The organism is Nocardia cyriacigeorgica GUH-2 (genome assembly GCF_000284035.1).
Classification (GTDB): domain Bacteria; phylum Actinomycetota; class Actinomycetes; order Mycobacteriales; family Mycobacteriaceae; genus Nocardia; species Nocardia cyriacigeorgica_B.
In genome coordinates, this window is the sequence record NC_016887.1 from 4,819,334 (window position 1) to 4,832,722 (window position 13,389).

At 68.1% G+C, this 13,389-nt stretch carries 14 protein-coding genes; 6 read left to right on the forward strand and 8 right to left on the reverse strand.

Features of this window, described 5'->3' with window-relative positions; all coding sequences use genetic code 11:
* Positions 1-109 precede the first annotated feature (109 nt).
* Positions 110-1,636 (reverse strand): serine/threonine-protein kinase, encoded by a 1,527-nt coding sequence (locus NOCYR_RS30065; RefSeq protein ID WP_014352583.1) that lies wholly within the window; start codon positions 1,634-1,636, stop codon positions 110-112.
* 109 nt (positions 1,637-1,745) lie between these two features.
* On the opposite strand from NOCYR_RS30065, the gene NOCYR_RS21855 reads away from it, so the two are divergent.
* The 5 genes from NOCYR_RS21855 (at position 1,746) to NOCYR_RS21870 (ending at position 5,950) form a co-directional block, all read left to right on the forward strand.
* Positions 1,746-2,516 (forward strand): deoxyribonuclease IV, encoded by a 771-nt coding sequence (locus tag NOCYR_RS21855; RefSeq protein WP_014352584.1) that lies wholly within the window; start codon positions 1,746-1,748, stop codon positions 2,514-2,516.
* 101 nt (positions 2,517-2,617) lie between these two features.
* Entirely contained in the window at positions 2,618-3,553 is a 936-nt protein-coding gene (locus NOCYR_RS21860; protein ID WP_014352585.1) for a TauD/TfdA dioxygenase family protein, read from the forward strand.
* A 68-nt stretch (positions 3,554-3,621) separates the two neighbouring features.
* The gene (locus NOCYR_RS21865; RefSeq protein WP_014352586.1) at positions 3,622-4,854 is read left to right on the forward strand and encodes a CaiB/BaiF CoA transferase family protein; all 1,233 of its coding nucleotides are present in this window, start codon (positions 3,622-3,624) and stop codon (positions 4,852-4,854) included.
* A complete protein-coding gene (locus NOCYR_RS29415; RefSeq protein ID WP_148280718.1) occupies positions 4,851-5,030 on the forward strand; it encodes a hypothetical protein in 180 nt (59 codons plus the stop codon). The genes NOCYR_RS21865 and NOCYR_RS29415 overlap by 4 nt, the downstream gene beginning before the upstream one ends.
* Entirely contained in the window at positions 5,021-5,950 is a 930-nt protein-coding gene (locus NOCYR_RS21870) for a hydroxymethylglutaryl-CoA lyase (RefSeq protein WP_014352587.1), read from the forward strand. The genes NOCYR_RS29415 and NOCYR_RS21870 overlap by 10 nt, the downstream gene beginning before the upstream one ends.
* 39 nt (positions 5,951-5,989) lie before the next feature.
* On the opposite strand, the gene NOCYR_RS21875 is transcribed toward NOCYR_RS21870, so the two are convergent.
* The gene (locus tag NOCYR_RS21875) at positions 5,990-7,150 is read right to left on the reverse strand and encodes an MCE family protein (RefSeq protein WP_014352588.1); all 1,161 of its coding nucleotides are present in this window, start codon (positions 7,148-7,150) and stop codon (positions 5,990-5,992) included.
* Between the two features lie 213 nt (positions 7,151-7,363).
* On the opposite strand from NOCYR_RS21875, the gene NOCYR_RS21880 reads away from it, so the two are divergent.
* Complete coding sequence (locus tag NOCYR_RS21880) at positions 7,364-8,716, forward strand: cytochrome P450 (RefSeq protein ID WP_014352589.1); 1,353 nt, start codon at positions 7,364-7,366, stop codon at positions 8,714-8,716.
* A 46-nt stretch (positions 8,717-8,762) separates the two neighbouring features.
* On the opposite strand, the gene NOCYR_RS21885 is transcribed toward NOCYR_RS21880, so the two are convergent.
* From NOCYR_RS21885 to NOCYR_RS21910, 6 genes are read right to left on the reverse strand one after another with little or no spacing between them, the layout of a single operon-like run.
* Positions 8,763-9,248, reverse strand: coding sequence for a glutathione peroxidase (locus NOCYR_RS21885; RefSeq protein ID WP_048833602.1), 486 nt, complete (start codon positions 9,246-9,248; stop codon positions 8,763-8,765).
* Positions 9,245-10,468: a cytochrome P450 gene (locus NOCYR_RS21890; RefSeq protein ID WP_014352591.1), complete on the reverse strand. Its 1,224-nt coding sequence runs from the start codon at positions 10,466-10,468 to the stop codon at positions 9,245-9,247. The genes NOCYR_RS21885 and NOCYR_RS21890 overlap by 4 nt, the downstream gene beginning before the upstream one ends.
* 22 nt (positions 10,469-10,490) lie before the next feature.
* Positions 10,491-11,741 carry a hypothetical protein gene (locus NOCYR_RS21895; protein WP_048833603.1) on the reverse strand — a complete coding sequence of 417 codons (1,251 nt, stop codon included), beginning with the start codon at positions 11,739-11,741 and terminating at the stop codon, positions 10,491-10,493.
* Between the two features lie 4 nt (positions 11,742-11,745).
* Complete coding sequence (locus NOCYR_RS21900; RefSeq protein WP_014352593.1) at positions 11,746-12,297, reverse strand: hypothetical protein; 552 nt, start codon at positions 12,295-12,297, stop codon at positions 11,746-11,748.
* A complete protein-coding gene (locus tag NOCYR_RS21905) occupies positions 12,297-12,545 on the reverse strand; it encodes a ferredoxin (RefSeq protein ID WP_014352594.1) in 249 nt (82 codons plus the stop codon). Before NOCYR_RS21905 ends, NOCYR_RS21900 begins: the two co-directional genes overlap by 1 nt.
* A gap of 2 nt (positions 12,546-12,547) precedes the next feature.
* Positions 12,548-13,357: an SDR family oxidoreductase gene (locus NOCYR_RS21910; protein ID WP_014352595.1), complete on the reverse strand. Its 810-nt coding sequence runs from the start codon at positions 13,355-13,357 to the stop codon at positions 12,548-12,550.
* Positions 13,358-13,389: the final 32 nt, after the last annotated feature.

Genomic DNA, 13,389 nt, shown 5'->3' on the forward strand with positions numbered 1-13,389 from the left:
ACATGCGGTCAGCGACGTCGATCTCGCTCGGCCGCGTTCGCGCACGCCCCTCCCGGACCGGGCCGTCAGCGGCCTCGGTCGGCAGGCTTACGGTCGCTCGTGGTCCGGGTCAGGCCGGCGGCTCCGGTTCCGGCGGAGGCTGCCGCGGCTGGGCGAGCGAACCACCGAACGGCGCCCGGCCGACCCGGCGCGGGGCGCCCGGCAGGTCGATCACCGCCGGGGTGGGTGGGCGGCGTGGCGACTGCGGCGGCGGCCCGCTCTGCGGAACTGATGGCGGGATCGGCCGCGTTCCCGGCGGTGGCGCATCGCCCGGCCGCTGCTGCCCGCCGCGCGGTGCCGGTCCCGCACCGGGACCGCCGTACGGGCCGTTCGGCGGCATCGGACCGTGCTGGTGCGCCGGTCCGGGCGGGAATCGGTGGTCCGGCCGGGACTCGGGACCACGGGCGCGCGGCGCGATGGGCCTGCCGGTCGGTGAGCTCAGCGGCGGCCCGGGCGGCGCCACCGGGTGGCCGGTCGGTGAACTCGGCGGCGGGCCGGGCGGTGGCGGTGTCGAGGGGTGGAGCGGCGCCGGATGTGGCGGCGGTCCCGGGTAGTGCGGACTGGGCACCCGGCCTTGCGGGTAGCGGTGCAGGGCGACACCACGCGAGGGTGGCGCATGGTGTGGCGGCGGGTGGGCCGGCATTCCGGGGTGACCATGGTTGCGGCTCGGTGCCGCCGAATGGCCGTGCGCCCCGGCGTGACCGTGCGGGGCCAGATGCGCTCCGTGCGCGGGCAGCCATCCGGTGTACGGCGGCGGCGCCCCGGCACTGCCCAGCGCCCGGCGCGCGGCGGCGGCGAATTCGGTGCAGCTGTCGAACCGATCGTTGCGGTCCTTGGCCAGCGCGCGGGCCAGCACCTCGTCGAGCGCCGGTGGCAGTCCGGGGCGGACCCGGCTCAACCGCGGCACCGGTGCGGTGAGGTGGCCGTTGATCACCGCGGCCGGGCTGGCCGCCGCGTACGGCGAATCGCCGGTGAGCAGCCAGTAGAGGGTGCAGGCCAACGAGTACTGGTCGCCGCGGTGGTCGAGTTTCGCGCCGGTGAGTTGTTCGGGGGCGGCGAAGGCGAGGGTGGCGGTGATGGTGTCGGCCGAGCTCAGGGTGGTGTCGCTGTCGCGCATGCCTGCGATACCGAAATCGGTGAGCAGCACCCGCTCCGGCTGCCCGATCGGCGCCTTGGCGAGCAGGATGTTGGCCGGTTTCACATCGCGGTGCAGCACCCGGTTGGCGTGCGCGAAATCCAGCGCGGCCGCGGTCTCGGCAATGATCTGCACCGCGCGCCCGGGCGCGAGCACATTCACGTCGGCGATGGAGGCGTCGGCGCCGGGCACGAACTGCATGGAGATCCACAGCTGCCGGTCTTCGGCGCCGCGGTCGTAGACGGTGACGATATTGGGGTGATCCAGTTGCGCGGCCAGATCGGCCTCGCGTTCGAAGCGGCGCCGGATCTCGTTGTCGGTGTAGAGCTCCCGATTGAGCAGCTTCAACGCGGTGAGCCGTGGCAGGCGGGGATGCTTGGCCAGATAGACGGTGCCCATACCGCCCCGGCCGAGCACCCTGCGGATGGTGTACCCCACGAACTCGTCGCCAGGCGCCAGCACCGTACACACCCCCCTCTCCGGGTCGAATTCAATCCTACGGATGTATCTCCTCGACCCGCCAGGACGCAACACGGCCGAAGCTGTCGGTGGCGGTCGATATGGTGACTGCATGCGCATTGGAGCACATGTCCGGCTCGACAGCGATCCGATCGGCTGGGGTGAGAAACTCGGCGCCGATCTCATCCAGTTGTTCGTCGTCGACCCGCAGAGCTGGGATAAACCACAGCCGCACCCACGGGCCGAGCAGATTCTGGCCAGCCCCATCGATGTGGTCGTGCACTCGTCCTACCAGATCAACGTGGCGAGCCTGAACAATCGGCTGCGCATGCCCTCCCGCAACGCGGTCGCCCAGCAGGCGCAGGCGGCCGCCGATATCGGCGCGTTCGGGCTGGTGGTGCACGGCGGGCACGTCCGCTCCGACGAGGAGATCGAGGCGGGAATCGTCAACTGGCGCAAGCTGTTCGAACGCCAGCAGGACAAGGGCGGGTTCGCGGTCCCGATCCTGATCGAGAACACCGCGGGCGGAAACCACGCCATGGCACGGCATTTCGATTCCATCGCCCGGCTCTGGGATGCGGTCGGCGAGTTCGGTGCGGGCTTCTGCCTCGACACCTGTCATGCCTGGGCCGGTGGCGAGGACCTGGTCGGCGTGGTCGAGCGGATCCGCGCGATCACCGGGCGCATCGATCTGGTGCACCTGAATTCCTCGCGCGACGAATTCAATTCCGGCGCCGACCGGCACGCCAACTTCGCCGACGGCACCATCGATCCGCAGCTGCTGGCCGAGGTCTGCCGCACCGCCGGCGCGCCGGTGATCCTGGAGACCCCGGCCGAGGGCGTCGCCGACGATATGGCGTACCTGCGCGAACACGTCGGCTGAGGCAGCGGTGTTGCGATCACCGCGACCGTAAACCTGTCGGCGCGGGCGGGGCGGTGGTGTGCTCGCGGGTATCAACATCCGCTCTCCCGCGAAGGTGCCTCATGACCGTCGACAACGCCACTCCCGCCACCGCCGTCTCGGTGGTCAAGCTCGGTTCCCGCATCGGCGCCCGGATCGACGGTGCCCGGCTGGGCGCCGATCTGGACGCCGGGACCGTCGCCACCATCCACCGCGCGCTGCTCGAGCACAAGGTGATCTTCTTCCGCGGCCAGCAGCACCTCGACGAGGACGGCCAGTACGGGTTCGCCCAACTGCTCGGCAGCCCGACCACCCCGCATCCGACCGTCACCTCGCAGGGGGTGAAGACCCTGGCCATCGATTCCGAGCGCGGCCGCGCCAACAGCTGGCATACCGACGTCACCTTCGTCGACCGGATCCCGAAGGCGTCGATCCTGCGCGCGGTCCGGCTGCCCAGCTACGGCGGTTCCACCACCTGGGCCTCGACCGTCGCCGCCTACGATTCGCTGCCCGATCAGCTCAAGCTGCTGGCGGAGAACCTGCGCGCGGTACACACCAACGCCTACGACTACGCCACCCGCACCGGCACCGAACCCACCGCTCACCAGCGCGAATACCGGGCCGAGTTCGAGTCGACGCTGTACGAGACCGAACATCCGGTGGTGCGGGTGCATCCGGAGACCGGCGAGCGGGCCCTGCTGCTCGGCCATTTCGTCAAGAATTTCGTCGGCCTCTCGGCGGCCGAATCGCAGGCGCTGTTCCGGCTGTTCCAGGACCGGGTGACCAAGCTCGAGCACACCGTGCGCTGGAACTGGTCCGACGGCGACGTCGCGATCTGGGACAACCGCGCCACCCAGCACTACGCCGTCGACGACTACGACGATCAGCCGCGCCGGCTCACCCGGATCACCCTGGCCGGCGATATCCCGGTCGGCGTCGACGGCGCGCTCAGCACCGTGCGCACCGGTGACGCCGAGCACTATTCGATCATCGACGTGCCGCGCACCCTCGCTGCCTGAGCCACCGTGCGACTCGCCCGGCGGAGGCGGACGCCGGGCGGACACGCCCATGGTTCACACTGTTGGCCATGAGCATCAGGCCCCTGGACGGTGTGCGCGTCCTGGAACTCGGCAATTATGTGGCCGCACCGACCGCCGGACGTATCCTCGGCGATTTCGGCGCCGAGGTGATCAAGGTGGAACGCCCCGGGACCGGGGACGAACTGCGCAATTGGCGCCTATACGGCGGCGACACCTCCATGCTCTATCGCACCGTCAACCGCAACAAGAAGTCCATCACCCTGGATCTGCGCACCGAGGCCGGCCGCGCGGTCGTGCTCGACCTGGTGCGTCACTGCGATGTGCTGCTGGAGAATTTCCGGCCCGGCATGCTGGAGAAATGGGGGCTGGGGCCCGACGTTCTCGAGGCGGCCAATCCGGATCTGGTGATCACCCGCATCTCCGCCTACGGCCAGACCGGTCCGCTGGCCGGCCGCCCCGGTTTCGCCGCGGTGGCGGAGGCGGTGGGCGGTTTGCGTGAGCTGGTCGGCGACCCGGACCGTCCGCCGGTGCGGGTGGGCGTGTCGATCGGCGACTCCATCGCCGGGATCTACGCGGCGTTCGGCACCGTCATGGCGTTGTTCCAGCGCGAGCGCAGCGACGCGGCGGTGCCGCTGGAACAGCGGGTCATCGACGTGGCGCTCAACGAGGCGATCCTGTCGGTGATGGAATCGCTGGTCCCGGACTATCTGGCCTACGGCATCAATCGCGAGCGGGTGGGCGGCCGGATGGAGGGCATCGCACCGAGCAATGCCTATCCGTGCGCCGACGGCACCAGCATCATCATCGGCGGTAACGGCGATGCCATCTTCCAGCGCTATATGAAGGTGATCGAACGCCCCGACCTGGCCGACGACCCCGAACTCCAAGACAACGCCGGCCGCTGGCGCCACCGCGACCGCCTCGACGCCGCCATCGGCGAATGGACGATCCGGCACACCCGCGAGGAGGCGCTGCGCATCCTGGAGGACGCCGCGATTCCGTGCGGGCCGATCTACACCGCCGCCGATATCGTCGCCGATGAGCAGTACGCGGCGCGCAACATGATCCAGCATTTCCCCGTCGACGTCGGCGAACCCGAACCCAAACAGGTGGGCTTCACCGGCATCGTCCCCGTCATCGGCGAGCGCTCACTACCGATCCGTTCGGTGGGCCCCGATCTCGGCGAACACACCAGGGAGGTGCTGACCGGCCTGCTCGGGATGAGCGAGGCCGAGGTCGACGCCCTCACCGGTGCGTGGGAGCAGGAGGCGGCCTCGTGAGGCGCCGCCGGACTCCGCGCCGCCCACCGGCGCGTCGCAGCTGGGAGCTGCGCGCCCCCGAACATCGCCGCCCGACCGTGCATCCGAATCCGGCCGGGATGAACGAGAAGCCGTGCGGCGGGGTGATGTGTGTGCCGCCGCAGGCCCAGGACAAGCGAGCACCACGATGGCTGTGACCACGGCACCGTTGTTGCGCGATGTCACCCTGCGCGACGGGCTGCAATTGACCGGGAAGCCGTTGCCGGTGGAGCACAAGGTCGACATCGTCCGGCGGCTGCTCGCGCTGGGGGTGCCCGCGCTGGAGATCGGGTCCCTCGCGCGCCCGGATCTGGTGCCGCCGATGGCCAACAGCATGGAGTTGGTCGCGGCGCTGACGCCCGAGGAACTCGAGCGCTGCTGGCTGTGGGTGGCGACGCCGCGGCACGTCGAGAAGGCCGTCGCGGCGGGCGTGCGCAATTTCCAGTACTGCTTCTCGGTCTCGGATGCGCACAACCGCGCCAATATCGGCCGCGATACCGAGGCCAGCGTCGCCGCCATGCCCGACGCCGTGCGCATCGCCACCGAGGCTGGCGGTTCCATCCAGTTGTGCCTGGCCACCGCGTTCACCTGCCCGTTCGACGGCCCAGTCGATCCGGAGCGGGTGCTGGCCATCGCGGCCGATCCGCGCACCGAGGGCGCGGCCGACATCGTGCTCGCCGACACCCTCGGCCAGGCCTATCCGGCCGAGATCGCGGCCCTGGTGCGCGCGGTGCGCGAGCGAACACCGCATCGGCGCATCGTCTTCCACGGTCACGACACCTGGGGCATGGGCGTGGCCAACTCGCTGGCCGCGATCGACGCCGGCGCCACCATGGTGGACGGTTCGCTCGGCGGACTCGGCGGCTGCCCGTTCGCGCCCGGGGCCAGCGGCAATACCGCGACCGAGGATCTGCTCTTCGCCACCCGTCCGGACTGGTTCACACCGTCGACCTTGGCTCAGCTGGTCGGGCTCACCGAAGAAATCCTCGGCGCGCTCGGCGAGCCCAACCGTTCGCGGGCCACCCAGGGCGCGCGCTCGGAGGCGCGGGCGTTCGATTGGGTGATCCGGGAGTCTTGAACCCGCACCGAGCTCTCGGCCGGCGACGATCACCCACCCTTATCGCGGCGTCACCCCGGGCAGTCCGGCGAACAGCACCTGGAACACCGAGGGTCCGTTCAGGCGTACAGCTGTCGTCGGCGCGTACGGATCGGATTCGGCGGTATCGGTCACCACATAGGGCGCGTGTGAGCCCGGCACTCGGTCGAGCACACCGTCGCAGCGCGGCCCGCCGGTGGCATTGACCTTCGGCAGATCCTCCGGGATCTTGTAGGCCTCCCCGCCGTACATGAAGCTCGCATTGAACATGGCGCCGGGTTTCTGCCCGCCGATGATCGCCTCGGCCAGCGGCAGTGCCCGGGCCAGGCCGACGACCACGCAGTTGAGCACCGGCCGGTACTCGTGCAGCAATTCCGCAGTGGGCAAGAGCAATTCCAGCCCGGTGGCCAGCGGCTGTTCGTTCTGCCCGAGCACCGCGCCGGTGGTGTCGGCCAGGCCGATGAGGTCGAGTAGCAGGCTGTCTATCTGAGCAGCCTGTTCGGTGACGGTCGCGCTGGTGGCGGTGGCGTTGCCGAGGGTGAGCAGCAGATCGGGCGCGGTGTCGGCGTAGGTCTCGGTCACCTGGGCCGCGCTCGCCAGATCCCGGCGCAGCGCAGGTAGATGCGGATTGATCTCGCGCAGATAGCGATCGGCGTCGGCGAGGAGCTCACCCATGGTCGCGCCGCGCCCGTGCAGTGCGGTGCCGATGGCGGTGAGGGTGGCGTTGAGCTTGGCGGGGTCGATCTTGCCCAGCACATCGGTGAGGCGCTGGAACACCGTGTTGAATTCCACGGTCACGTCCTGGGCGCGTACCACGGCACCTGGCCGAAGCGGCGCCGACGACGAGTCCGCGGCGGCGACGAAGTTGACGTACTTCGCACCGAACACCGTGGTCGAGCGGATATCGACACTCGCATCGGCTGGCACCATCCCGAGCAGGTCCGGATCCAGCTCGAGCCGCAATCGAACCCGATCGCCCACGTGCTCGATGCCGGCCACCCGCCCGATCTGCGCCCCGCGGAAGCGCACCTTGGCATCCGGGTCGAGCACCAGTCCGCTGCGCGGCGCCTCGACGGTCACCGTCGCGGTGGCCGCGAATCCGCCTGCGTACATCGACCAGGTGAGTGCCAGCACCGCGACGAGCGCGAAAACCAGTGCGGCCGCGGCGATTTTGTATCGCATCAGCTGCCACGTCGCGCGAAACAGCACGAAACGTTCGGTCCCGGTGTGTTGTCTCGATTCCACCGCTCACCCGCTTACCGACGAACCGGTACGGCACTGCCGTCTTGCCGACCAGGGGCGATTGTCGATCGCTTGCCGGGCCGAGTTGTGTCGTAGTACTGTCCAGACACGTGTCCATCATATGTCTGGACAGTGATCACCGGGAGGTTTTCGATGACTCTGGTGCAGCCGCGACGAGTCTCCGGCGGCGACTCCGAACACGGCCATCTCGACGAGTTCCGGGTCGACCCGATCGCGCTGATGCGCCGGGTTCGCGAGGAATGCGGCGATGTCGGCGCCTTCGAACTCGCAGGCAAGCGGGTCATCCTGCTGACCGGGGCCGAGGCCAATGAGTTCTTTTTCCGCGCGGGCGATGAGGATCTGGATCAGGGAGCGGCCTATCCGTTCATGAAACCGATCTTCGGCGAAGGCGTTGTATTCGACGCCCCGCCCGAGCGCCGCAAGGAAATGCTGCACAATCAGGCCCTGCGCGGCGATCAGATGCGCGGGCATGCGGCCACCATCGCGGCCGAGGTGGATCGGATGGTGGCGAATTGGGGTGATTCGGGCGAGATCGATCTGCTCGATTTCTTCGCCGAATTGACCATCTACACCTCCTCGGCCTGCTTGATCGGGGTGAAGTTCCGCAATCAACTCGACGGCCGGTTCGCCCAGCTCTACCACGATCTGGAGCGCGGGACCGACGCACTGGCCTATGTGGATCCGTACGCGCCGATCGAGAGTTTCCGGCGTCGTGATGCCGCGCGCCGGGAGCTGGTGGCGCTGGTGCAGGAGATCATGGACTCCCGCGCGGCGAATCCGCCCGCCGATTCCAGTGATCGCGACATGCTCGATGTGCTGGTCTCGGTCCCGGGTGAGGACGGAAATCCGCGGTTCAGCGCCAGCGAGATCACCGGCATCTTCATCTCGATGATGTTCGCCGGCCATCACACCACCTCCGGAACCGCGGCGTGGAGCGTCATCGAATTGCTGCGGCACCCGGAGCATTTGCGCAAGGTGGTGACCGAACTCGATGAGCTCTACAGCGACGGCTCCGATATCAGTTTCGGTGCGCTACGCCAGATTCCGCAGCTCGAGGCGGTGTTGAAGGAGACGCTGCGGATGCATCCGCCGCTGATCATCCTGATGCGGGTGGCGCGCGATGAATTCGAGGTGTGTGGCGCCCGGATCGAGCCCGGCGATATGGTCGCGGCGAGCCCGGCGATCTCGAACCGGATCGCGGAGGATTTCCCGGACCCGGACACCTTCGACCCCGGCCGCTATATCGACCCGAACCAGGAAGACATCATCAATCGGTGGACCTGGATTCCGTTCGGCGCGGGCAGGCATCGGTGCGTCGGCGCACCGTTCGCCTTGATGCAGTTGAAGGCGATCTTCTCGATTCTGCTGCGGGACTGGGAGTTCGAGATGGCGCTGCCGTCGGCGCAATACCGCAACGACCACAGCAAGATGGTGGTGCAGTTGGCGAAGCCGTGCACCGTGCGCTATCGCAGACGACAGAAATGAACAATGGGGCCCGCTCAGCAGAGCGGGCCCCATTATTTGTCGTGCGTCAGAGCAGCGCTTCGACCGCCGCCACCAGCGCGGCATCGTCCGGGGCGGTGCGCGGACGGAACCGGCCGGCCACCGTGCCGTCGCGGGCGATCAGGAACTTCTCGAAGTTCCACTGGATATCGCCGGCCGCACCCTCGGTATCGGCGGTGTCGACCAGGCCCTGGTACAGCGGATGCCTGCCCTCACCGTTGACGTCGGTCTTCTCCAGCAGCGGGAAATCCACGCCGTAGGTCATCGAGCAGAACTGCTGGATCTCCTCCGCGGTGCCCGGCTCCTGGCCCATGAACTGATTGCACGGCACGCCGACCACGCTGAAACCGCGTTCGCCGTAGCTCTTCTGGAGTTCGACCAGGCCCGAGTACTGCGGGGTCAGGCCGCATTTGGAGGCCACGTTCACCAGCAGCACGACCCGGTCACCGACGAGTCCGGCGAGCGTCGACGGCTCACCGGACAGCGTGCGCACCGGAATGTCTCGAACGTTCACTCGTATCGCACCTGCCACTTCTTGATTCCGTTGATCCACCCCGAGCGCAACCGTACCGGATCGGCCAGTGGGGTGATCTCGGGCATCGCGTCGGCGATGGCGTTGAACATCAGGTCGATTTCCAGTTTGGCCAGGTTGGCGCCGACGCAGTAGTGCGCGCCGGTGCCGCCGAAACCGACGTGCGGATTGGGGTCGCGCAGGATGTCGAAGGTGAACGGGTCGGTGAAGCCCTCTTCGTCGAAATTGGCCGAGCCGTAGAACAGGCCGAGCCGCTGACCTTTGGCAATGTGCTGGCCACCGAGGGTGAGGTCTTCGGTGGCGGTGCGCTGGAAGGCCGTCACCGGGGTGGCCCAGCGCACGATCTCATCCGGTGCGGTGCGCGGCCGTTGCTCGCGGTAGAGCTCCCATTGTTCGGGATGATCGACGAAGGCCTTCATCCCGTGGGTGATCGCATTGCGGGTGGTTTCATTGCCGGCGACGGCGAGCAGGATGACGAAGAATCCGAATTCGTCGGAGCCGAGCCCTTCGCCATCGAGATCGGCATTGACCAGCTGGGTGACGATATCGTCCACCGGACTGGCCCGCCGCTGCTCGGCCATATTCCAGGCATAGCCGAGGATCTCCGCGGAAGCCATCGTCGAATCGCCGTATTCGGGATCGTCGTAGTTGAGCATCTGGTTCGACCAGTCGAACAGTTTGCGCCGATCCTCCTGCGGCACGCCCAGCAGTTCGGCGATCGCCTGCAAGGGCAGCTCGCAGGCGACCTGTTCGACGAAGTCGCCGCCGCCGGTTTTCTTGGCCTCGTGCACGATCTTTTCGGCGCGTTCGGTCAGCGCCGCCCGCAGCCCCTCCACCGCGCGCGGGGTGAAACCCTTGGAGATGATGCGGCGGATCTTGGAGTGCTTCGGCGGGTCCATATTGACCAGGAGGGCGCCGGTCACCTCCATCTGTTCGGGCGTGATGTCGCCCGGCAGCCGGATGATCGCGCCCTTGTCCTGCGAGGAGTACAACTCGGGATGCCGGGAGATCTCCTTGATATCGGCCAGCTTGCTGACCACCCAGAATCCGCCGTCGCGGAAACCGCCGGAGTTGTCATCGGTTTGGGCATTCCACCAGACCGGCGCGGTCCGGCGCAGCAGCGCGAATTCCTCGACGGGACGACGTTCGGCCCACAGGGCGGGGTCGGTGAAATCGAATCCCGGGGGCAAGGTCGATGTCATGGGGTGTCCTTTCTGGAATCGCTCACACGACCGTGAGGGGCAGCGGAATTCCGCGATCGGTGAAGGCGAAACCTGCCCCGGTGCTGACCTTGGCGATCGCCACCTCGATCGCCTCCCGAGCCGGCTCGTCCGCCAGCGCGATCCGCACCGTCCATGCGTCCTCGGATTCGGCTGTATCGCGCACGTGGAAGCTCGGATTCACCCCACGCACCATGGCATCGAGGGCCTCGGTGTGGCCGGGCTCGATCAGCGCGGGCCAGGCACCGTCGGCGACGGCGTCGCTGTGTTTCGGGAAACTCAGCAGCACCGTGTCCTCGTCGGCGTCCACCCGAATGCCGGTATAGGGCAGCGGATTGAACGCGGGATGATGACGCAGCACCTCGACCAGCGCCGGAATATCGGTGCCGAGTCCGAGCGCCTTGCGGAGCCTTTCGGATGTCAGTCCGGCAATGCCGGCGAATTGTTTGCGCAGGATGTCGAGCGCGGATTCCTCATCCGTGCGCCGGCGCACCGCGATCCCGAAGGCGATCGTGAGCAGATGATGTTGCAGGCACACCTCGTCGGCCAGCCGGATCAAGGCCGAGCGGGAGAAATCGGCGAATCGGATATCGCTGAGCAGCGGCCCCGAATAGTCGCCGCGCCCCTCCTCGCCGGGATCGATGGCGGTCAACCGGGTATGCGCCGCCGCCGACCCCGCGACCAGCTCCGCGCCTTCCGGAACGGGCGGCGGGATATGGGCGGCATCGATGGTGACCGTCCACGCGCACACCGGCTTCCGGTCGGCGGGTTCGCGGGGCGGGCGGTGCACCGGACGCACCTGAGCATGCGGATTGGTCGCCAGGGCGGTGGCATCGAAAGTGGGATCTTCGATGTCGTGGCACATGGCGATGACGAAGTCGGTGCCGAGCGGTTCCACATCGGCCAGTGCCCCGCAGTGGTCCAGCCAGAATTCGCCGTGCCGGTCGTCGTGCAGCCGGTACCGGAAATCCATGAACTGCGGTGGGGCCCCGATATCGAACTGGAGCCCTTTGAAAATGGTCTCCACCGTGTCGCCGGTGAAGCCGAGGGCGCGCTGCATGCGGCGGGTGTAGACCGGACTGGCCAGCTGCCATTCGGTGATCGCCACCTCGGTCATGCCTTCGCGGCCGAAAGCGCCGATGGTGTGCGCCATTCCGGAGCGGTCGATGAGATGACCGCTCAGCAGCAGTTCGGGCAGCAGGGTCGCCAGCGACTCCCGCGACAGATCCGCGTAATTGCTCACTGGTTCGGACATGAGCTCACCACATCGGGACCGGGGATTCACCGATGCGGTACCAGCCGGGCAGCGGCTCACCCGACACCGACCGCTGGATCCGCTTCTGCATACCCTCGGTCAGCGCATTGTTCTGGATCATCTCCATGAACAGCGCCGACACATTGCCGAAGTCGAAGAAATCGCGCTGCCAGGACCACTGGAAGTCACCGGCGTAGCGGAACCAGCTGCCGCCGATGCCTTGCGGGCTGTAGTGCGTGCCATCCGCGCGGGTGACGTCGGCGACCTGCTTCCACAGGCCGATCACATTCCCGGACCGCTCATCGATGACGAATTCCTGGTACGGGTAGGTCCAGCCCTCCAGCCCCTGCATTTCCTGCACCAATGCCAAATCGCGGATCTCATCGCGGCCGACGGCCATGAATTCCTGCGTGGGCCCGTAGTTCCAGCCGTACGTGGCGTCCTCGGTGTACATCTCGGCCAGTGGCGCCCAGTCGCGCTTGTCCTCGCAGCTGCGGTTCGCCTCCACCCAGCGCTGCACCATGTCGTCGAGTTCCGCGCGATCGAAACCTGCCATCACCGTCTACCTTCCTGAGATTCGCCGGTCCCGCTGGGCGCGGGATCGGTGCCGGCGTCGTCGACGATCGACAACGCCTGGGTCGGGCAGTACCGCACTGCCCGTTCGATGTCCGGGCGGGCGGCGTCATCGGGGTGTTCGTTACCGATGACGACCTGCCCGCGTTTGGGCACGGTGAAGATGTCCGGGGCCTCGTCCTGGCAGACCGCATGGCCCTGGCACAGATCCAGATCGACCCGAATCCTCATCGCTACTCCCCCTCCGGCCCGCGTCCAGAGGTTCGGCGTGGCTTCAGCGGCGCCTCCGGCTGCACCTCCACCGACACCAGATGCGAGCCGCGCGGCGTACTCACCACCGCCACCACCGCGGCGGCCAGATCGGAGGCCCGCAACATGTACGGGTGCCGGGCGAAACCCCAGTCCTTCCAGTCCTCGAGCAAGGGCCCGACCACCTCGGGGGTGGAGTTCATGCCCATGCCGGTGAGCGTGGGCCCCGGACGCACCATGGAGGCGCGAACGCCGCTGCCCTCCAACTCCATCCGTAGCTGGGTCACCATGTTCTCCAGCCCGGCCTTGGCCGCACTGTATGCACCGGTCCGCGGTCGCGGCGCGGGCGCGCAGTCGGAGGTGATCAGCACCAGATCGCCCCGCTGCCGCGCCACCATGCCCGGCAGCACGCGATGCACCAGGCGATGAGCACCGATCAAATGGATCTGCACCTGCTGGGCGAAACGCTCCGGATCCATCTCCTCGATCAGCGAGAACTCGATATCGCCCGCGCCGGAGACCAGGATCTCGGCCGGCCCGTGCGCCTGTTCACCGGCGGCGACGAACGCGTCCACCGAGGCCGTATCGGTGACGTCGAGACGATGCGCGAGGGCCTCGCCGCCGTCGGCGCGGATCTTGCCGGCCAGCTCTTCGCACAGCTCCACGCGCCGGGCGCCGAGGGTGACCGGGTGCCCGAGTTCGGCGAGCGCGAGCGCGGTGGCGGCGCCGATTCCGGAGGACGCGCCCGCGATCAGGGCCGGGCGGCGGGCGGGGTGGGGTTCGAAGCGCGGCATCAGCGCACCTCCTGTCTCGGGGTCTGCGGGAA

What these genes read in the sequence shown, in the direction of transcription:
- NOCYR_RS21855 (WP_014352584.1), top strand. Translation starts at nt 1,746, where the DNA reads ATGCGCATTGGAGCACATGTCCGGCTCGACAGCGATCCGATCGGCTGG.
- NOCYR_RS21860 (WP_014352585.1), top strand. Translation starts at nt 2,618, where the DNA reads ATGACCGTCGACAACGCCACTCCCGCCACCGCCGTCTCGGTGGTCAAG.
- NOCYR_RS21865 (WP_014352586.1), top strand. Translation starts at nt 3,622, where the DNA reads ATGAGCATCAGGCCCCTGGACGGTGTGCGCGTCCTGGAACTCGGCAAT.
- NOCYR_RS21870 (WP_014352587.1), top strand. Translation starts at nt 5,021, where the DNA reads ATGGCTGTGACCACGGCACCGTTGTTGCGCGATGTCACCCTGCGCGAC.
- NOCYR_RS21875 (WP_014352588.1), bottom strand. Translation starts at nt 7,150, where the DNA reads ATGCGATACAAAATCGCCGCGGCCGCACTGGTTTTCGCGCTCGTCGCG.
- NOCYR_RS21880 (WP_014352589.1), top strand. Translation starts at nt 7,364, where the DNA reads ATGACTCTGGTGCAGCCGCGACGAGTCTCCGGCGGCGACTCCGAACAC.
- NOCYR_RS21890 (WP_014352591.1), bottom strand. Translation starts at nt 10,468, where the DNA reads ATGACATCGACCTTGCCCCCGGGATTCGATTTCACCGACCCCGCCCTG.
- NOCYR_RS21895 (WP_048833603.1), bottom strand. Translation starts at nt 11,741, where the DNA reads ATGTCCGAACCAGTGAGCAATTACGCGGATCTGTCGCGGGAGTCGCTG.
- NOCYR_RS21900 (WP_014352593.1), bottom strand. Translation starts at nt 12,297, where the DNA reads ATGGCAGGTTTCGATCGCGCGGAACTCGACGACATGGTGCAGCGCTGG.
- NOCYR_RS21905 (WP_014352594.1), bottom strand. Translation starts at nt 12,545, where the DNA reads ATGAGGATTCGGGTCGATCTGGATCTGTGCCAGGGCCATGCGGTCTGC.
- NOCYR_RS21910 (WP_014352595.1), bottom strand. Translation starts at nt 13,357, where the DNA reads ATGCCGCGCTTCGAACCCCACCCCGCCCGCCGCCCGGCCCTGATCGCG.